This window comes from Sporolactobacillus sp. Y61 (genome assembly GCF_040529185.1).
Lineage (GTDB): Bacteria > Bacillota > Bacilli > Bacillales > Sporolactobacillaceae > Sporolactobacillus.
Window position 1 is genome coordinate 142,501 of the sequence record NZ_CP159510.1, and the last position, 19,845, is coordinate 162,345.

Sequence of the window (19,845 nt, forward strand, 5' to 3'; positions counted from 1 at the left end):
ATGTTTCCGTTCCTGTTTCCATGGATTTGCTGCTTTCAAATGGTTTGTTGTTGTTATTACTGGGATGATGATCCATTCTGATTGTCTTGGCGCTACCTGTGTGATTCGTGATTTAGCTCAGATCCCCAAGGGGTATGAATCGATAATTCATTCTTTCCGCTCATCTACCTGATCGCTCGATTCCCTCTAGCAAATGTGGCTCCAAGTTGTTCTGAAAAACACGCGCCTCTTCGCCGAGTAGGCGATGCAGTGATTCTCGTTGGCGATGGCGTCAAATATACGAAAGAAGCACGGCGCATGCCAGGCGTCAAGAAGCTTTGTCAAGAGTCTGAGGATGTGTCCAGAGCCCGCTTCATTTTTGGCCATCTCTGGGGCGCCGGCGGCGTCCTGGTAGGAACCTTCGGCAAAGTCTTTTGCCTGCCTCTGTTCCTCAACCTTCAGGATGGCGTCAAAAACATCTCTAGTTGGGCGGACGAACACAACACACGCGAAGACTCACATGTGGTTCAGATGGTTGACCATGGGTACGCCACGCCGCAGCTAAAGCTCTGGAGCATGTTCTTTTTCTCCTTGATCATTATTTTTTATCTGTTCCTGCGCTTCAATATGACTCGATCGGCTGAATTAGGAAGGAACGGTCAAACTCGATCTGGTGACTCGGGCTAAAGCTTCTGCTGCCGCCTATACTTATCCCGTTCAAACAAGGCGAAGGGGGGCATCCGAGAAAGAAAGGTGAGAAAGTCAAAGCCAGGAGCGACGCGTTTCAGACAATCACGCTCCAACTGTATGGTAAAGAAGAACTTGTGTCGTATCTTTGTCGAGATCTGTTATGAGATTTGGGATTATACCATGACATGCGCTTGTACTGGCTAAGAATGTGTTAGACGGCAGGAAATTCTGCCAAAACACAGACCAGTCATGGGCTTCTGAAGCAATCATTCGCCTCTATGCCTGACGCTGTACCATAGAAGCCACCTTTCGGACGATAAAGCAATCCATGGGCTCTTTTGCGTATCATGTTTAGATCCGCTCGATACCAAAACTGAAGCGCTACTTTAAAAAGGGTTGAATCCAGTGGTTGGATCAGGTGATCAACCAAACAACCAGAAAGGAATTCTGAAAACCATAAACGCTATGGAAGTCTACATGATATGCAGTGTATCGCATTGAGACTCCTTCAGATGATGGCTTTAAACTATTCGAAAAGGGTGCCGCAGCTCCTTTTTCGATATTTGCGTACGCCGGTCGAAAGGCGTTGTTTCTGAAGCGAACGTATGGCCTATTTACGCCGTTCAATTTTTTGCCTGTTTGCCCGAAAACTTCGTTTAACTTAACGCAAATAATTCGAGAAAGGTAGGAAAACATTAGCAACAGACAAGAAATTGATGGTTTCTTAGATGCTTAGGACTTTTGACTGTCCAAGAACTAAGAAGCAAAAACTTATACCCATTTTTTCGGTTTTGCAGCAAAATCTTTTATTACCTGATCTCTCTCCGCTCAACAGTTGAACCTATCCCGCATTCTCGGCGATATTTTGATACAACACGTCTTGAACATTGCAATCCTTGTTCCCCGAGCAAGTCGACCAGTTTTATATCGGCAAGCGGTTTTTTCTTATCTTCATTATTAATCCATGTCCGGATCAAAGACTTGATCTTAAAAACTGAAGCAGTACCTGTTCGTGTTTCAATCCCTTTGACAAAAAATCTTTTTAACGGATAAAGGCCGTATGGCGTCTGAACATACTTATTAGCTACAGTCCGACTGACAGTCGATTCAGCCACTTGAAGTTGTTTCGCCGCTTGGTTCATTGTTAATGACTGGAGATATTTTTCGTCTCCGGACAGAAAATAAAGTCGCTGATGCTCCATGACCAGTTGAGCAAGAGCAATAATCGTTTGTCTACGTTTGGAAAGACTTGACACCAACCAGTTGGCTTCATTCATTTTTTTACGCAGATAACTCTTGGTTTCATCATCTGCATTCTTAAAATACAACTCGAACTCAGAGCGAGCAATCGTCACTTTTGGCAGGTAACGATCTTCTAATTCCAATGCTAGATTATCCCCATTCTTAATAATTGACATATCAGGAACAACATACTGGACTGATTCTTTATGAAAATTACGGGCAGGTGCAGGATCAAGCCTCCGGATCTCCGAGACCGCTTTCTTAACTGATTCCTCCGTTACATTCAACGATTGACAAAGCCCCGTCCAGTCTTCTGTCAAAAAGTAGTTACTATATTCTGAGATAATCGTCTCTGCTAGTTGATTGCGGGTTTCTCTCCTCCTGAGCTGAAGAAGCAGACAATCGGTAAGAGACCGGGCACCAATGCCAGCCGGATCAAGCGACTGAACAGCCACAAGCGCCTGTTTCATACCGTCCCGATTCAATCCGGAATTTCTGAGTACCTCTTCAGGCTCCACATCTAAGTATCCATTATCATTCAGACTATCGATCAGTAGATCCGCAGCCATTAAGTATTCTTTGTCGACCTTCAACATATGAAGATCCCGATGCAGCCGTTCACGAAAATCAACCGTCTGAGCCAGTGTTTCTTCAAGCACATCGGTTGTACTTTTAGTTTGGTCTCTACCCGAATAGGAGAAATAATCAGCCTGGCGATCCGAATCTGCAAAGTTAAGTAATGGATTCTCAAGACTCTTTTCAAGAAGAATGTCTGCCAATTCCAGATTATTATATTGCAGCAACTTCACTGACTGATACATCGCGGGTGCCATTCTTAATTGCTGGGACTGTTTCTGAACGAGTTCCAGGCTCATCTTCATTCACCTCTTTGCTTACCATTATATCAGAAAATAGTGATAATTTTTACAGGATACTTGTGTAATGTTTTTTATAAACGCAGAATGTTCCAACTACCAAACAGTAGATTACTTGAATATATTCACCAGCTGGTTGTTATCTATACCGGCGTTAGAAAAACTAGCCCTTACGAAGTGCGGAGTTAAGACCGTGTAATTGTGTAAAAAGACTATCTGAATAAGAAAAAATGAAGAGCGTGGGGTTCTGTTTTTTTCCGGAGGGGGCCAGTCCCCTCCTCAATCGATCAAAGTTTTTCATTTCATAACTTTGTCATTTTGAATGTATGTCAATATATTGGACACAAAAAAGTTGCCAGATGATGTGAACCCCCTAAAGTTGAATTTTGTTCGTCCAACTTTAGGGGCTCAGTTTCAAAAAAAGGATCTTAGTAAATGTCTGCTCATAAAAGTGTGCCTACATCTGTCTAACTCGATTTATAGGCACTTCTTCCTCCGTTTCATCCGAAACATCATCAATAATGGCTTTAGGCAAACCAGTATATGCGCCCCAATAATATGAGGTAACTGAAATAGCCGTCACCACAATAAAATCCCATGGCTGAGAGACCATTTCATTTCCGCCGAATGTCCCTAAGTAAGAAATAACCATCATTGCAGCGTAATAGAAGATCAACCATAGTGATGACTTGATTTGCTGAGCAAAAGATGTCTTGTCTGTTGGGACAACACGTTTAAACAGTAGATAAATAAGAAACATCACTATTTGCGATCCGAGCAGCCAGAAAATGGTATTCCAACCAGACCAATAAACAATTAGAGAAGCAATGATAAAGGATAAGGGACCAATAATAGCCATTCCTTTTAAATAAAACGGGCGCGACAGATCGGGAGCATTTTTTCTTAAAGCAGCAGCCGATATCGGAGCAATGGCATAACTCAAGACTAAAGCAGCAGAAACAACGCTGATTAATTTCTCCCAGGAAGGAAAAGGCAAAGTCCAAAAAACAGAAAGCAGGAAAGAAAGCCATAAAGCTGAACGAGGGACACCTGATTTTTTATCAATTTTTTGAAATACCTTAAATAATGTTCCGCTTTTTGCCCAACCATACACGACTCGGGAAGATGCTGACAGAAAAATGTTACCCGTACCCGTTGGTGAAATAATGGCATCGGATATGATAAACCACGTGAGCCACCCAAGGCCGAGACTCACCGCAATATCTCTGAATGGAAGACTGAATTCGCTGGAAATACCACTCCAGCCTGAAGAGAGTATATTCGTTGGAATGGCACCTATAAAAGCGATTTGTAAAAAAAGATAGATAGCAGTAGCTAGGATGGTTGATAAAATCAGCGCAATAGGAATGGTTTTTTGCGGATTTTTTACCTCGCTAGCCACAGACACAATCGGCGTTAACCCAAGATAGGCGAATATAATGCCACCGACGGAAATAGCTGACTGGATACCATTAATACCAAAGGGAGAAAAACCACTCACTGTGAAATTCTCAAACTTGATTTGAGTTAACAGAACAACGATTGTCAGTAAGGGAACAATAAACTTAAATAGCGTAATTATCATATTAGATCTTGCAAAGATCTTCACACTCCAGTAATTTAGGACAAAGAATAAAATCAGTAGCAGAAATTGAAATAGCCATCCGGAAATGGTTGGCATCGTAGATCCCTCCTCAGTGAGAAAGGGTGCCCATGAAGCCGCGTATTGGCGGGCAGCTTCAACTTCTATAGCGACAAGACTGGTATTAGCAATGAGTGTGATAAAACCCATAAGATAGCCCATTATAGACCCATGAGAATAGACGGGGAAACGAACTATAGCGCCTGCCTGGGGAAGAGCTGCACCAAGTTCAGCAAAAATTAACCCAAGTAAAAGAATGGAAATGCCGCCGATAACCCATGATATCAGTCCAGCTGGCCCGGCAATTGAGGCGACATGACTTGACGCGAAAAGCCATCCTGAACCAAACATAGAACCGAATCCGATAAAAATAAGGTCTGATAATGTAATTTCTCGTTTAAATTTTCCTTGATTTAACAAAAGACGTCACCTCTCAAATATAAACTAAACATAACATGCACAATGAATTGGATACTCGCTGTTTCATTGTTCCGTTTCTCTGAACGTTTTCAAACGTATGATTCTATCCTATCGATATCATGGTAATAAAGAAAACTTCATGTATTGGTGTAACTTTAGGCATCAACGCTGGCTAGACTTTGTGGTTTTAAAAAAAACTTCAAACCCCTTCATCAAGAGCATCTTAAAAGTACATTTAAAATACATGAATTAGTCGTCTGTCATTCATGAATTAACAGAAAAGCAGAATTCAATATACAAAATAATCTGTATTCTCCAGGCAAGAGGGGGCTTGTCCCAAATAGCCCCACCAATATCAAAAAGAGGCTTTTTTGGAAAGCCTCATGAATCAACAATACTTAGCCTTTCTTTCATTTTACTAACATGAATAAAAGATTCTAAGTACCGGAGGATTTTGACAAATCAACATGAAATTTCAGAATTAGCTTTGATAATTGATCTCTGTACTTGCTGCAACCGAATCTTTTAAAATTTCATAGGCCTTATCACAGTCATTCTTGCTGGCAATAAGCGGTGGTATCAGTCGAATGATACGGTCACCTATAAGCGTGACAAGCATGCGACGGTCGAAGCACCCATGCTTCACGGCGTAACCGATCGGAGCATCAAATTCCACACCAATCATCAGACCCTTACCTCTGACCTCCTTTACATGAGGCAATGTTTGCAGCTTTTCTACTAGATATGCCCCGACTTCCTTCGCGTTTCCAGCAAGATCCCGATCCAGCAATTCTTTTACCTCTGCATAGGCCGCCGCACAACAGACTGGATTACCGCCAAATGTGGTTCCATGCGAACCCATTGTAAACGCCTTGCCGACTTGCTCAGTAGCGCAAATAGCAGAAATCGGCATCCCGCCGCCGAGTGCCTTGGCCATTGATACAATGTCCGGCTTAACGCCGTAATCCATGTAGGCCATAATTTTACCGCTCCGGCACCAGCCGCACTGTACTTCATCAAAAAGCAACAGCAGCCCCTTCTCTTGACATAACGCGACAATTCCCTTCATAAATTCTGGAGTCGCCGGCTTAACGCCACCTTCACCCTGGATCGGTTCTAGCATAATCGCAATAGTATCATCCGTAACCTTGGAACGAAAATCATCCACATTGTTAAATTCAGCATAGCTGAACCCAGGGAGCATTGGTTTGAATCCAATCTGGCAGGCATTGTCTGGCTGTCCTGTCGCTGACAGAGCGCCATAAGTTCGTCCGTGGAAGCTGCCTTTAGCGGTCACGATGTGGTATTTGTTCGGTCCATATTTTGTCACACCATACTTGCGGGCCATTTTAATCATGGCTTCATTGGCTTCGGTCCCTGTGCTTTGAAAAAAGATTTTATCCATGTGCAATGTCTCGCAGATCAGCTCCGCAAGCAATGCCTGGGGTATAGTATAGGGATAATTGAAGGTATGCATGATCTCGCCGACTTGATCACGAACAGCCGCTACAACCTTCTCATTGCAGTTACCCGCACTGTTTACGGCAATCCCGCCGTAAAAATCAAGGTAACCATTTCCCTGTTCATCGTAAAGATACATTCCCTTGGCACTTTGGGCCACGAAATCATAGCGTTCATACGTCTCAATCATATACTTTTTTGTTAATGCTTTTATCTCGTCCGACGTTTTATGGACTTCAGATAGTTTCATAGCTTCTCACCCATCTTATATATTCTTATACACGATTAATCAGGCTTTCGATCATCCGGTTTTGCTTATCACCATTAATTGTGTCTATATTCATAAGGAAGAACTCTCATCTGTCCAAATGTATCCATTTCTTCAACTGCTTTGAGCGTATCCTTCAAAATCGCTGTCTGCATCTCAATGTTGTTAGGCTCACCTGCGTTGGAACCAATTGGGACATGGGGTGCAGTGATTCGAGGCGCTCCCTGTTGTTTCGCTATCGGAGGCAGAGCAGCAATGATTGCCGTTGCAATGCCGGCGGCTTCAACAGCCCGTTCAACGATGGTTGCCGAACGATGACACGTCCCGCAGCCGCCAGTAAATAGTGCGATATCTACCCCCTCATCCTTAAGGATTTGCGCAATAGCTGGCCCGGTTTCACTCTTGAATTTTTCCACGTTGCCACCGCCGCCCATAAAGCCAATCATTGTTGGTGCAAGTTTGCCAATATATCCTTGGGCTTGTAATTCTCTCAGACGATCAATGGGTAACATCGAATTGATATCTTTATTGACATCACTGTTATCATATCCGCCATGACTTACCATCATTTCTGAGGTCGGTACCTCTGATGGAATCTTTCGGAACGAATAATCTCCTGATAGAACAAATCGTTTCTGAGATTTCAGATGGACACCTCCTGCGGTACATAAAGCCACTGTACATTGATTTAATGGTTTATTTAAGTCTGTCCATACTGGTTTTGGTGTAATTGGAACAAAAATCTCCGACTTTATACCTCTAGCAACTGTTAATGTCATTATTTTTTCCCCTTTCTTTATAAAACCTGAATATAGCTTAGATACACTTGAATCGTCTGACCAACCTGAAGCTGTTTATCAGTGATGACACATCTCATCGGAACTTGAATGATCCCCATACGACCCTTAAGCGTTACCTTGACACCGAGATCGGTAACTTCTATGATTTTGCCAGGTAACAGGGTTGGTGTGAGTTCATAATTCACAGACAGCCACATCCTTTATCTCAGTTATGAACAAGTTTCTGGTTTCCCTCAACCACGTCCACTGACCATTTATGGTTTGCTGGTTCGATCGGAATTCCTGCCATTTTCGTTTTCAACATGAGTAGAGCACGTTCGGCATCCGACTGGCACAGCGTACTGTCGCCAAGAATTTCATTTTCAAATCCTTCTTTGTCTTTATTCAGTTCAACCATGGCATCCATATATTTGTTGCCGACGACTAATTGTCCCTGATAAGCACTGAAAGAAACGCCCACGACTTCTATACCTCGGCTGCCAATCTGTTCGATATTTTCCGCAAAATCGATATGATTGTTTCCAAACCCTTCAGTTGTAACGATGGCTCCTTCTACATTCAACGCTTCTGCTAAAGCACCTAACCGAGCGGAAACAAAAGACTTTTCGTCATTTACCTGTGGACTGCCGATAAAAACGATACCAGCCAGATCAATTTCATCATCATTTGCCATCAAATTAACCAATGGCTCCCGGAAATAATGACGGGTGTCCTCTTTTGTAGCGGGGCCGATACACGTCAGCGCATGAATCCCACCATCTCGTACTTCATTCGGAGAAAGAACGACGGGAACATTGCCAAGGTCAACATTGCGTCGCCCGCCTTTAACGCCTGCCGGCTCAACTGGAAGGATCACATTGTCATGCATCGCCCCCTGACCCATAATTTCCTTGACAAGTACGACACGTGGTCTGCCTGGCTTTTTCCAGTCATGAAATACATCCTCTTTGATACAGGCTTTAGATGGCGCCTTTTTCAGAACTTCACGGATTTCCTGAATAATATAATCACAGGCTTTATGAGCAGCGTAAGGACCACGTCGCTCCATACCGGTATTTGCTTGCACCGTTACATTGACCCGGACAATAATATCATTTACATCCGGGCAACCCGGGCGTCCGAAGCGAATCTTCTCATCAAGATACCCTTCGCAAGAACCAAACTCGTGGACTTGAACGCCTTCTTCATCGATACCGGTCAGTACGACGACGACACCATTCATCACGTGAGTCCTTCCTGCCCCTAACGTGCCCTCCACCTTAGTTGCAATTGGAATAACGTCCATGATCGTGTTCGAATATACATGACGATTTTCCGGTGTTATTATGTCCATGTCTACTTTCTTAACGAGGGGATCTGCTTTCAGGGATTCTTTACAGAGTCCCTTACGAATCGTCAGAATGCCGTTTTCATAATCCGTCTGTGACCCTAGATTAACTTGCTTGACTTTAAATTCTCTTTGAGTCAGCGTGCGAAGTGCTTTTTTCTCTTTTTTCTCCGGCTTTTTCTCAGATGTCTGCGGAGGAACGAAGGACAATCCGTTATTTATCCAATCAGTAGGAAGTTCAATTTGTCCTTTCAGTTCATTAATATTAAACTTAATAACGCCCTTTTGATCTTGTCCTTGTTCTGTTGCCACTGTTATAGAGTGTTCAGACCCTTGCGTTTCTGCTTTGTGAGTTATTTCGGTATAATGGCTGACTATTTTCGGTGTTAAAGGGGTCATTGCATCTGCATCTTGTTCCAAGGTCGCTCCTATGACTTGTCCGATAGCTAACGAATCATCAGGTACCGTCAGGAGACCAGATTCCTCGAGTTCGAGGAAAAGAGTCGGATCCTCGAGATCGGACGCAGAAATAATGGTTCCCTTTTGTCTCAGGCAACAAAGTACCGCTGGATCGTTTTTATGCTGGTTGACTGTTTCACTGGAAATTGACATTTTCCTTCTCCTTTTACAAAGTGATTGGTAAATAATTAAAATGATACGATTTCACTTTTTTAGTGAAGCTTCCGAATAAGATGTAGACCCATGGCACGCATCGCACTGTCCGTTACGTGATGCACATGAAGATGGAGCTTGGGTGCAATCTGCATCACTGTATTGGTACAATCGCTGCAATTGCCAATCAATACTGCTTTTGCCCCAGCCTTTCTTAGTTTGAGCAGTCGATCAGCCTGGCCGGGGCAGACACCGGGATTTTGGCATCTGAGCGCACCACGGGCTTTTACAGCATATTTACATTTTTGCACATCGACGACGTCTCCCCCCATCTCATAGGCCATTTCCTTCATCCGAGTTTCATCGGCACTACAAGCACAAACGAGTAGGCCAATGGGTGAGCGTTCTTTCAGGAAGGGCATTGTAACGATAATGCCACCACTTGTCTTAGTCACCACATCATCCAGTGTCACTCTGTGGCCGGTAAATGGACCACCCATCAGAATTTCACCATAATCTCCATCGATTCCACCGACCGATTCGATTAAATCACCGATGCGCGTGCCAATAGGTACATCCATAAGGGGAATTGATTTAGCCCCTCCATACAATTTTCCAGCAATCGTTAAATTTTTGGAAACGGCCGGCCGACCAAGTTCGACAGCCTGTGTAACACGAGAAAGGGTTTCCGAATTAATGACAATAGCATTAGCGGTAATGACACGTTCCTCCGGAGGAAGCAACTTGCCGAGAATATCACGAATCAGTGCCCTTTCCTCACCCACAGGGTATAAGTCAGGCATGAGAAAAACGGATACACGGTCATCGTTAATGGCTTCTTTTATAAGCGATACGGCTTTTTTATGTTTGGCCTTGATCGCAATGACGCCACGTGCCGCATCCACAGCTTCCATAGCGTAGAGCAGTCCACGATAGACTTCATCGGGGTTCGATTCAATCTGAGCAATATTGTGTAAGAGTATTGGCTCACATTCGGCCGCGTTAACAATCACCGTTCCGCCGGATATCTTCTGGCTTAGTTTGATTCCGGTTGGGAATCCTGCGCCCCCCATCCCGACGATCCCTGCTGAACGGACCCGCTCTGCAATCGTTCCAGGCCGGAGCGATTCAAACTCGTCTTTCTCGGGTTTGTCTCCCTTGATTAGAATCGCTTCGGGCGTCACCTTGATGACTTTGCCGGAAACACTTGCGTGCAAATCTGCTCCCAGACCATTTGCGCTAGCAATCCGACTGCCCCTTTTAACGACATCTCCCTCCTTTACGCACGGACTATCCGGATTACCGATGTGCTGTTTTAAAAGGAGTTTATAAATTTGAGTCAACTATGTACCTCCCTTCCGACTATGCTCGTTAAACCATATTCAAATGGATCCTGGTCATCAAAAAGCAGTCTGTTTTCTCCCGTTACATAAGCTCGCCCAGTAATTTCGGGAATAACCGCCGGATAATCTTTAACAGTCGTTTCTTTCAAAGCGCATCCCTTGAACCGGGTACCTGTAATACTTTCATTCACAAGATATTCACCGATCTTCAGCTTTCCTTTTGCAAAGAGCTGGGCAATTTTCGCACTCGTTCCTGTCCCACAGGGTGAACGATCAACCTGCTTTTCCCCAAATACAACAACATTCCGCATGGTCGCGTCGGCTGATTGCGCCGGCCCATAGAATTCCACCAGATCGACTGAGTGAATGTCGGGAAGCAGAGGATGCCGGATTTTAACTTGTCGGTTAACGGCATTTCGTATGGCAATGCCTTCCTCCAGTAGTTTGTTTAAATCGTCTCTTACAAGCGAGATACCCATTTTCTCCGCATCGACCAGCGCGAAAAAGTTACCACCGAACGCAATGTCTAACTGAATTTTCCCTAATTTGGGAACATGGATGTCTACATCTGACCTGTAAAGAAAAGCCGGCACATTAATAATACTGACTTCCTTTGCCCTGCCATTCTCCACTTTGACCTTTGTGTGGATCAAACCCGCAGGTGCCTCCAGTGTTACGTACGTAAAAGGCTCAGTAACCGGCACTAATCCGCGATCAACAGCTACTGTTGCGACACCCATCGACCCATGACCACACATGTTCAGGTAACCCCCGCCATCTAAAAATACGACACCTAAATCCGCTTCTCGGCGAGTAGGCATCAGAAGCACGGCACCGAACATATCCTTATGTCCCCGTGGCTCGTTTATGACGGCACAACGAAGATGGTCATAATACTTCTTGAGATAATTTTTCTTTTCCATCATGGTCTCCCCGTCAACTTTCGGAAACCCCTCCAAGATAATTCTTGTGGGTTCGCCCATTGTATGCGAATCAATCGCAAAAAGGCTTTTTCGATAGAGCATCGATGTCCTCCCTTCCATCCTGACTAGCGGGTTCATAATTAAATAAGCAACTTTCATGCCAATTATTAAATCATGGTTAAATACTCATTTTTCAGATTAAAGTGTATAACATGATTAAACAAATGTGTATAAATAATTCTAAATTTTACAAGTATGTAAATTACCGAGGAGTGATCGTTGTGTTTTCGAACGTTCCCATTTCTTCACTCGCTTTGCCATGTGATAAAATGCCGGACATCCATCATCTGCAGGCAGTGCCTGAACATTTGTCTCTATCCGACCTTGATGACTTCTCCTCTAAAAAAGACTTAGTCCTTGTCAATAGGGAGGGTAGACCAGTTAGCTGGATTCCCTTTGAAAGACTGACAACTTTTCTTTTTCATAGACTAATAGAGGTTTCCGCGCAATATGAAGCACTTCTTGAATCTGTAGACGATGCAGTCACTGTCGTTGACAAAAAGGAAAATATAACCGGTTGGAATAGCGGTGCTGAACGTCTTTATCATTATGTTGAGAAAGATGCAGATGATCAGCCAATCACTCATTTCTTTAAAAAAGATGCACTTATTTTGATGTCCGTATTACATGACGGGAAAAAAGTCAACAGAAAATATAATCAGCCAGCGCCCAATGTTCATGTGCTCATTAACTGTCATCCGATTATCCTCGGTAAACAAATTATCGGTGCTATCTCTGTTGAGCGAAACATTAATGATATCGTAAAATTAAATGAAAGTTTATCCTCAACATCAGCCTACATACAGCATTTGGAAAGTCGGCTGAATAACGATCAAAAAAATATGCCCTTTCATAAAATCAAAGGTAGAAGTCCCGCACTTCACACATCCATCAAACTCGCGAAAAAAGTGGCCTCAACTGAAGCATCCGTTTTATTAACAGGAGAAAGCGGTGTTGGCAAAGAACTATTTGCACAAGCCATTCATCAGTCAAGCAACAGATCTGCTCACCCTTTCGTTGCGATCAACTGTGGAGCCATACCGGCTAATCTTTTTGAAAGTGAATTATTTGGCTATACAAGTGGCGCATTTACCGGTGCCGCGAAAGAGGGAAAAACAGGAAAAATGGACGCTGCTAAGGGGGGCACGTTGTTTCTTGATGAGATCGGAGAAATGCCGATGGAGCTACAGGTCAAATTACTCCGTGTATTACAAGATAATAAATTCTATCGAGTTGGGGGAAACCGTCCGATACCCATGAATACAAGGATTATCGCCGCAACCAATCGTGATTTGGAACAGATGATTGCCCAAGGTCAATTCAGAGCGGATCTCTACTATCGCCTAAATGTTGTTTCTATAAGAATCCCGTCGCTGCGTGAACGAATTGAGGATATCCCGGAACTCGTGCAGATTTATATGAAACGATTTGCTTTAAAATATAAAAAAAGAGTCCCCGTACTTGACCCTGAAGTCATGGTGCGCTTCATTCAGTATCCTTGGCCAGGAAATATCCGTGAGCTTTCCAACACGCTTGAAAGACTAATTATCCTCTCAGAGAAAAACCGGATCACGAAACATTTGCTTCCTGAGGCCTTCTACAAAGATGAAAAAGTAAATCAAAAAAATGAACCAGCACTTGTACAAGCAAGGTCACAAAAAATCACAGAAGTCTCCGACAAAGTAAAGATACGGGATGCCTTACAGAGAACATACGGAAATAAGGCCGCTGCAGCCCGGCTCCTGGGTATCTCTAGAGCAACACTGTACAATTACTTAAAAAAATACTTTCCAAATGGCATTCAGATATTAGGGAAAAACACAAGATGAGCGAGTCATTCATTGTATCCCGGCAAACACAGCCCTCCCTTGGCGCCTTTCTCGCCACCACTTTGACATTTTGTAAAAAATGAGGGGATTCGGCAATCGAACATTTAAATTACTGGTCGTTCCTGCCAACATGCAAACGATTATCAATGAAAACATCACCATCGTTTAAACCGAGAAGGGTTATTTCTATATTATGCATCGATGTCATTCGGAGAAACGTCTGAACTTTATCAAGGACATGCACGCCTGCGGTTTATATGCTTCGATCAGTGTCGTTGTAAAAGAAGGTAAATACAGCAGCTTCATTGAAAAGCTGGCGGAAAACCGTCTGGTTCCGGAATATATCACGATCGATGTCACCCATAGCCATGCCGACTCGGTTATTAGGATGATTCACTATATCAAAAGCCATTTTCGGATGATTCACTATATCAAAAGCCATTTACCGAATAGTTTCGTTATCACCGGAAATGTCGGTACTCCGGAGGCCGTATGGGAACTGGAACATGCCGGTGCAAACGCCACGAAAGTTGGGATCGGTCCCGGAAAGGTATGCATTACGAAAATCAAGACTGGTTTTGGAACCGGTGGCTGGCAATTGTCAGCCCTCCGCTGGTGCAGTAAGGCAGCCAGCAATCCCATTATAGCCGATGGTGACATCCCGACACACCGCGACATTGTGAAGTCGATTCGGTTTGGCGCTTCCATGGTCATGATCGGCTCTCTGTTCGCCGGGCATGAGAAATCTCCGGGAAAAGTGATTGAGAAAGACGGGAAGATTTACACAGAGTATTTCGGGTCCGCTTCTGAGTTTCAAAAGGGTGAAAAGAGAAACGTCGAAAGGGAAAAAATGTACCTCGCTTATCGAGGGCCGCTGAAAGAAACATTGGACGAAATGAAACAGGACCTTCAATCTTCCATTTCCTATGCATGCAAAAAAATTGGATGCGATCCTCAATGTGGATTATATTATTGTCAAAAATTCAATCTTCAACGGCGATATGAAATATAGTTATTGAAACTAAATCGTATGAAGAAATCGACCCCTCAATAACCCAATCAATTAATGAATGGTAAGACCCGAGAAACTTTAGAAACGGTTTCGGGTTTTTTTGATCACGTTACATCACGCCAATATCGGTTATATCTTTTTTAAAGCACTGAAGCAGGTCCGCTACGATAAGAATAAGGACCATGATCCGCTGTCGCATATTAACCTGGCGCTCCTTTATGGAGAGATCTCCGGTCTGCCGGGGGATATTTATGATGTCAAAACCATACGGAACTCGCTTATGTGGACTTCCTCAAACAGAAGAAAGTGAAAGTGATCATGGATCGTGGCTTTTACAGTGAGAAGAATATTAATGCTTTTTATCGGGATCATGTCAAATTTTTGATGGGTACCGAGTGTCACTGAAATTCGTTCATCAAAAGTTAAACGATGTCCGTCAGAGCATGATTACCATGATTACCAGTGCCCATTATGTTTCCGACTGCAATCTTTATTATCAATCTTTCCTGACCGACTGGGACTATACCGAGGTCAAAAAGCGATCAGGTCAAATCATCGCTGGCAAGAAAAGGCTGCACTTTCATCTTTTCTATAATGACCAAAAAGCAGCCGACGATAAGATGGCGTTCAATAAACTGTTGGATCGTCTGGAAGGAGGGCTGCAGTCCGCATGAACTGAACTAGCTGAAAAAATTCATGTTAGTCGCCAATCATTTTCAAAATGGGAAACTGGTAAGAACTATCCCAGTATCGAAGTTATCATTGCTTTGGGTGATTTATTCGGTATTACAATAGATGAAATGCTGCGGAGTGACGAAGAATTGAAGGAAAAAGTCATTCGAGATATTCCAAAATGGAACTTGATTTGATTGCAGAATTTTATTTTGCTATTTGAAAAACGTATTTAATATCACTCCCAATTTTTTGGGAGCATCCAAATTCACTTCATGCCCTGCATTTTCAATAATCGAAATTTCTGCATGAGGTATCTGTTCTTTGAGTTGTAATGAAGCCCGCTTGTTTACATTATCTTTCTCTCCGCATATAACAAGTACAGGACAGCTTATATTCTGCAAATTCTGTCTAAAATCCAAATTCATCATTGACTTTGAAAGATTAATAAAATCTTTCTTTCCAAATCCCATTTTCTTAAATGTACTATTAGGCATAATATGAAAAACTACATTTTGAAGTTTCAATAATCCTTTTGGCATAACATACTGTGTCCCAATTAACACCATAGAATTTATCTTATTTGGATTTTCAATGCCATACTGTAAGGTAAGAATACCACCTAATGATAAACCACATATATTGAGCGGTTCAGTAAAATTCATGCAATATTCAGAGAACACTTTATACAGATTAGAATAATTAACTTCTTCATCACGAAGCAAATCAGATAAATTAGGACAGAGTATATCTGATTTCTTTTCCATAACTTCAATAGTATCATTCCAACTTGACGAAGTTTGCCCTAAGCCATGAAGTAGAATATATTTCACTGTTGCACATCCTTTGCAAATTCTAATTGTACAAAATCGTTGCGCGACGGCCTGTTAGTTTGCGGTATAGCGATTTTATGTGGGCATCCACCGGGCCGTCATTACGGTTTATTACGGTTGCTTTGATTACCTCGTGATGTTCAGCTCTACCCATTGGCCATCTGCCATGACGATTGATGATATTGCACAAAAGGTGGGGCTTAACAATGTCTGTACCTTTTACAGGCTCTTCAAAAATGAAATGTCTGTCTCTCCCGCAAAATACCGGGGTCATAAATTAGAACAATCGTAAGCGTTGACTTTCTATTTCTTATCCCTCTTCATGTCATTGCCGCAAGTCCTTCGCCTAAAAGGCGAAGGGTTTAGACCTAGTGTATTCTTCGGCGCCTCTTCCGGCCGGCTTTCAGCCAGATTTTCCGACGATCCGGCTGGAAGCTCCTGCATCACCAGCCATTCGTTGATTTGATTGATGTCCTTTTGCTTCAGACGCTTGCGAAAACGAGACGTCATCGAGTGATGAAAGGGCGGTTTCTTTCTCCTGGAAGGCCCAGAAAGTACTGCATGTACGGGTTTTCCGTGATCTGCAGGACGGTTTCCCAGTCCGTAGTTCCCTGGCGTTGTTGAATGATCAGCGCTCCGAGAGCCAAACGGGCTGACAACGGTCTTGTGCCTTTCGCCGTAGCCTTTTTAAACGTCGTAGCGTAGTACTCCTCAACCTTCCACCAAGGGATGATCTGAGCAAGCTGTACCTAGCGGTTATCTTTATTCAATGTACCTCCGAAGGGGAGGAAAAAAGTCTTCCGACATGATGATTTGCTGTTCCTGATATCGATACATTTGAATCGGCTTGCAAAGTTTTTTCCGGGATTGCCCGGAAATCTGGTATTTTTCCTTGAATATTTCGACAAAAGTGCCCGAAAATCCTGCTGAATCAACATTTTTTATTTATTCAGCAAGCCCTAATTAATGGTCTCTTTCCTTTACTGGAATCCAGATTTCGCTTCTTTTCTTATCTGACCCTGTCATTGAATATTGGCTCCTTTCAGGTGCTCAACCTCATTTACTAGTCTTTGGAGAATCTCTATTCCTTTTCTTGTACAATCTTCATCAGTTGATATTAAGGAAATAACCTTATCGACCCTTTCCTTGTAATCGCTTGGCTTGATCTTAAAATCATCAATCATTTTAACAGCCTTTTTTTCATTTATACAGTATTCTTTATTTACTGCAAATAAGACTTGATTAAGGGAAGCTATGCTTCGAAAGCAATGTCCGCAAACATAGGATACATCGTCTTTATCTATATTGTTCTCAGCAAACATTAAAGAGAAACCAGCCTCAAACATAAAAAATTCAGTTAATTCTTTCTGCAAAGCGGTTGGATAACGTTCTGCTTGCTTTTTAAACTCATAAAAGCTTTCATCATTAGCATATTGTATCTTGCTGATTGCCAATTCTCCACGATACATAGCACTTATATAACCATGGGGATGCCCAGTCTGATAATTGGCAGTAACAATTCCTTGCTCCGTATCTTTCATTATTTGTTCCACCCGTTTTATATCACGTAAAATTAAGTCAACATGATACCCATTTATGACTAACCATCCACCGCCATTAACCCAATCGCCCCACGCTCCGGGAGGTACAACAAGGTTGCTTCTATGCTCATCATCCAACTCTGTAGCAACTTGATTAATGGTAACCAGGTCAAATGATTCTGAATTGTAATAGATTCCGATATCTATATCAGAATCCTCTGTATGGGTGCCTCTTGCACGTGAGCCACCTAATACAACGCCTTCTATATAAGGCAAAGAGGATAGTTTCTTTGTTACTAATTGAATAATATTATCCACCATATAAAAGCGCTCCTAAAACCTTTTTATCTTGAATCTAATTTTCTTATCTCCGTTATCATCGGGCAAACTATAGCAATTCCAATGATTAAAATATCTGATATTAAAAACCAATGGTTTATACCAATTCTATCAGCAAAGGACCCACAAAGGATTAAGTGTGCATTTATGGGGCATTCAGTTCCATTTTACAGTGGTGTACAAACAGCACTATTTCAGGAAAAATCAAACCTGAATATTTAGGATGTGTATTTTCCTTGACCGGCAGTATCATGTCACTTGCTATGCCACTTGAAGGGTAAAATCGACGACACCACGGGAGGTGTAGACATTGCCAGAACGTAGTTCGGCTTTCAGGCAGTAGCCGGTCAGCGAGTCAAACAGGAGAAGTGGGTGGTAGCTGGTGTCCTGGTAATGTGCATTGTAGGCCGCCCCTTCCTGATGCCCGTCGGTCTCAAAATTGGCTGAATCCACGTCAAGCACTACCTGCTGACTGGGCCTGAGGGCATAGAGTCGATCCAGATAAGCTTGATTGACGGCTTCCAGCGATTGAACGGTGTCGGTATCCCGGTATCCACGCGTTGATTAAAGCGGGACAGCCGCGGTTGGGAGGCCAGGTGCTTCTTCTCAAGCACGATCGTGAATATGGGATCTGTTCCCAACTCATCGGCCTGGTCGTCGGTGTGATAGCCAGCCGGGTGCTGATAGATTTTCTGAATCACCACCTTTGGGTTGGTGTGCCTGGCATGAGTGACCGGATCGTTCACGTACAGTTTTTCCTGGATCAACTCACTGAGGCCAGTCTTTTCATCGAATTCTCGATAAAGTAATAAGCCGGAATCGGAAGAAAGCGCGCCGCCTGAGAAACTGGCCTTAATCTTTTTATTGAAATGGAACGTTGATTCCTTTACACTGGACATATGAGGAGCCCCTGTATGTTTGGTTTCGCTTAACTTAATCATACAAGGAATGAGCTCCTTTTTCATTTCCTTTTTTCACTTTTCAGGTGAAAAGTGAAAATGGCTGTAAACCCTGGTGGCTCAACGACAAGTAAAGTTCATACCGCGGGCTATGAATATTCTAGGATACAGATTGTCCTCATAATCTCATCGATAAATTGAAATCTGACTGCTCCATATTATGCTTATACTGCTACTGCTCGTCAATGACTCGCTAAACGTTTTTCAAGATCTTCCTTAAACAATAGAATAGCATCAATATTTAAAGCAAAATCGTGGTCGCTGATATTAAAATTGGTTATAAACTCGCCAGATCTCTCACGAACCATAATTGTCGAACGGCTATTGTCGCCAATATCATCCTGAGTTACAGCACTTCCGTAGAAATACCAGTTAGTTTCGGTAGGGGTATGAGCAGCGTTCTTGGATAAGTCTTTTTTTATTATTTCGCATAGATTATTCATTAAACTTTCATTAAGCCCAATGACTTTTCCGTACTCACCATCAACATAGATATCAGCATCTCCATACCAAATATTCCTGCTCGCTTGCTTTCCGTCATTTGAAGCATATGTTTCATCAAAAAGAATCTTCATTTTCTTTATCCTCCATATAATGTGAATAATTTGCAGTTCAAAACTGGCGTTCAAATTCTAATTTGTTTTATCTGAATTATATAAAAGCTCTTTACTGAACATAATTCTATACCTATGCATATGAATCTAAAAGAAGTTTCTTTGTTCCTTTTTTATTTTCATCATCAATTATTAAATCACAAGTTAATTTGTCTATGTCACAGAAATCCATATCTGGTAACCAATGATTCATCATCAATCTGTCAAATGCTGCTTCACAACTTCTCCTAGGGGATCTTCCTATTGTTGTTGTAAAAAAGTTTGGTATGAATAATGATGCGTATGAATAAAATCGTCCCACGATTTGATAACTTCATCTTCATCACACAAATCAACTATTTCTATTTCTTCAAACTTCCTGTCTTCCACCGCACCCCATGCATTTTTCAACATTGCAATAGCTT

The 19,845-nt window shown here is 42.6% G+C and carries 20 protein-coding genes and 3 pseudogenes; 7 read left to right on the top strand and 16 right to left on the bottom strand.

Going from position 1 to position 19,845, the window contains the following annotated elements; genetic code table 11:
• Positions 1-249: 249 nt before the first annotated feature.
• Positions 250-666 carry a hypothetical protein gene (locus ABNN70_RS00735; RefSeq protein ID WP_353948421.1) on the top strand — a complete coding sequence of 139 codons (417 nt, stop codon included), beginning with the start codon at positions 250-252 and terminating at the stop codon, positions 664-666.
• Between the two features lie 812 nt (positions 667-1,478).
• On the opposite strand, the gene rpoN is transcribed toward ABNN70_RS00735, so the two are convergent.
• The 8 genes from rpoN to ABNN70_RS00775 form a co-directional block, all read right to left on the bottom strand.
• The gene (rpoN, locus tag ABNN70_RS00740; protein WP_353948422.1) at positions 1,479-2,786 is read right to left on the bottom strand and encodes an RNA polymerase factor sigma-54; all 1,308 of its coding nucleotides are present in this window, start codon (positions 2,784-2,786) and stop codon (positions 1,479-1,481) included.
• 457 nt (positions 2,787-3,243) lie between these two features.
• On the bottom strand, positions 3,244-4,848 hold the full coding sequence (locus ABNN70_RS00745; RefSeq protein ID WP_353948423.1) for an APC family permease: 1,605 nt from the start codon (positions 4,846-4,848) through the stop codon (positions 3,244-3,246).
• Positions 4,849-5,329: 481 nt separating this feature from the next.
• Positions 5,330-6,559: an acetylornithine/succinylornithine family transaminase gene (locus ABNN70_RS00750; protein WP_353948424.1), complete on the bottom strand. Its 1,230-nt coding sequence runs from the start codon at positions 6,557-6,559 to the stop codon at positions 5,330-5,332.
• Positions 6,560-6,633: 74 nt separating this feature from the next.
• Positions 6,634-7,356 (bottom strand): D-proline reductase (dithiol) protein PrdB, encoded by a 723-nt coding sequence (prdB, locus tag ABNN70_RS00755; protein WP_353948425.1) that lies wholly within the window; start codon positions 7,354-7,356, stop codon positions 6,634-6,636.
• A 17-nt stretch (positions 7,357-7,373) separates the two neighbouring features.
• Positions 7,374-7,562, bottom strand: coding sequence for a CBO2463/CBO2479 domain-containing protein (locus ABNN70_RS00760; RefSeq protein WP_353948426.1), 189 nt, complete (start codon positions 7,560-7,562; stop codon positions 7,374-7,376).
• Between the two features lie 20 nt (positions 7,563-7,582).
• Entirely contained in the window at positions 7,583-9,316 is a 1,734-nt protein-coding gene (gene prdA, locus ABNN70_RS00765; RefSeq protein WP_353948427.1) for a D-proline reductase (dithiol) proprotein PrdA, read from the bottom strand.
• Between the two features lie 59 nt (positions 9,317-9,375).
• Positions 9,376-10,659, bottom strand: coding sequence for a proline reductase-associated electron transfer protein PrdC (gene prdC, locus ABNN70_RS00770; protein ID WP_353948428.1), 1,284 nt, complete (start codon positions 10,657-10,659; stop codon positions 9,376-9,378).
• Positions 10,656-11,684 carry a proline racemase family protein gene (locus tag ABNN70_RS00775; protein ID WP_353948429.1) on the bottom strand — a complete coding sequence of 343 codons (1,029 nt, stop codon included), beginning with the start codon at positions 11,682-11,684 and terminating at the stop codon, positions 10,656-10,658. Before ABNN70_RS00775 ends, prdC begins: the two co-directional genes overlap by 4 nt.
• A 179-nt stretch (positions 11,685-11,863) precedes the next feature.
• On the opposite strand from ABNN70_RS00775, the gene ABNN70_RS00780 reads away from it, so the two are divergent.
• The 5 genes and pseudogenes from ABNN70_RS00780 to ABNN70_RS00800 form a co-directional block, all read left to right on the top strand.
• Positions 11,864-13,471 (top strand): sigma 54-interacting transcriptional regulator, encoded by a 1,608-nt coding sequence (locus ABNN70_RS00780; RefSeq protein WP_353948430.1) that lies wholly within the window; start codon positions 11,864-11,866, stop codon positions 13,469-13,471.
• A 91-nt stretch (positions 13,472-13,562) separates the two neighbouring features.
• A pseudogene (gene guaC / locus ABNN70_RS00785) lies at positions 13,563-14,490 on the top strand (GMP reductase); the annotation flags it as partial.
• A gap of 93 nt (positions 14,491-14,583) precedes the next feature.
• Positions 14,584-14,793, top strand: a complete 210-nt coding sequence (locus ABNN70_RS00790; RefSeq protein ID WP_353948431.1) for a hypothetical protein — start codon at positions 14,584-14,586, stop codon at positions 14,791-14,793.
• Positions 14,794-14,878: 85 nt separating this feature from the next.
• On the top strand, positions 14,879-15,157 hold the full coding sequence (locus tag ABNN70_RS00795; protein ID WP_353948432.1) for a hypothetical protein: 279 nt from the start codon (positions 14,879-14,881) through the stop codon (positions 15,155-15,157).
• A pseudogene (locus tag ABNN70_RS00800) lies at positions 15,158-15,322 on the top strand (helix-turn-helix transcriptional regulator); the annotation flags it as partial. It abuts the gene before it with no gap.
• Between the two features lie 48 nt (positions 15,323-15,370).
• On the opposite strand, the gene ABNN70_RS00805 reads toward ABNN70_RS00800, so the two are convergent.
• Positions 15,371-15,988, bottom strand: a complete 618-nt coding sequence (locus ABNN70_RS00805) for an alpha/beta fold hydrolase (protein ID WP_353948433.1) — start codon at positions 15,986-15,988, stop codon at positions 15,371-15,373.
• 136 nt (positions 15,989-16,124) lie between these two features.
• On the opposite strand from ABNN70_RS00805, the gene ABNN70_RS00810 reads away from it, so the two are divergent.
• Entirely contained in the window at positions 16,125-16,280 is a 156-nt protein-coding gene (locus tag ABNN70_RS00810) for an AraC family transcriptional regulator (protein ID WP_353949464.1), read from the top strand.
• A 214-nt stretch (positions 16,281-16,494) separates the two neighbouring features.
• Here ABNN70_RS00810 and ABNN70_RS00815 read toward each other — a convergent pair whose 3' ends face one another.
• From ABNN70_RS00815 to ABNN70_RS00845, 7 genes and pseudogenes are all read right to left on the bottom strand, one after another.
• Positions 16,495-16,647: a transposase gene (locus tag ABNN70_RS00815; protein ID WP_353948434.1), complete on the bottom strand. Its 153-nt coding sequence runs from the start codon at positions 16,645-16,647 to the stop codon at positions 16,495-16,497.
• Between the two features lie 363 nt (positions 16,648-17,010).
• Entirely contained in the window at positions 17,011-17,850 is an 840-nt protein-coding gene (locus tag ABNN70_RS00820; protein WP_353948435.1) for a nucleotidyltransferase domain-containing protein, read from the bottom strand.
• A 23-nt stretch (positions 17,851-17,873) separates the two neighbouring features.
• Positions 17,874-18,005: pseudogene (locus tag ABNN70_RS00825) on the bottom strand (MFS transporter); the annotation flags it as partial.
• Positions 18,006-18,129: 124 nt separating this feature from the next.
• Positions 18,130-18,393, bottom strand: a complete 264-nt coding sequence (locus tag ABNN70_RS00830; protein ID WP_353949465.1) for a transposase — start codon at positions 18,391-18,393, stop codon at positions 18,130-18,132.
• On the bottom strand, positions 18,330-18,767 hold the full coding sequence (locus ABNN70_RS00835) for a transposase (protein WP_353948436.1): 438 nt from the start codon (positions 18,765-18,767) through the stop codon (positions 18,330-18,332). The genes ABNN70_RS00830 and ABNN70_RS00835 overlap by 64 nt, the downstream gene beginning before the upstream one ends.
• A gap of 242 nt (positions 18,768-19,009) precedes the next feature.
• Positions 19,010-19,402: a hypothetical protein gene (locus ABNN70_RS00840; protein ID WP_130001709.1), complete on the bottom strand. Its 393-nt coding sequence runs from the start codon at positions 19,400-19,402 to the stop codon at positions 19,010-19,012.
• A 279-nt stretch (positions 19,403-19,681) separates the two neighbouring features.
• The gene (locus ABNN70_RS00845; RefSeq protein ID WP_353948437.1) at positions 19,682-19,834 is read right to left on the bottom strand and encodes a hypothetical protein; all 153 of its coding nucleotides are present in this window, start codon (positions 19,832-19,834) and stop codon (positions 19,682-19,684) included.
• Positions 19,835-19,845: the final 11 nt, after the last annotated feature.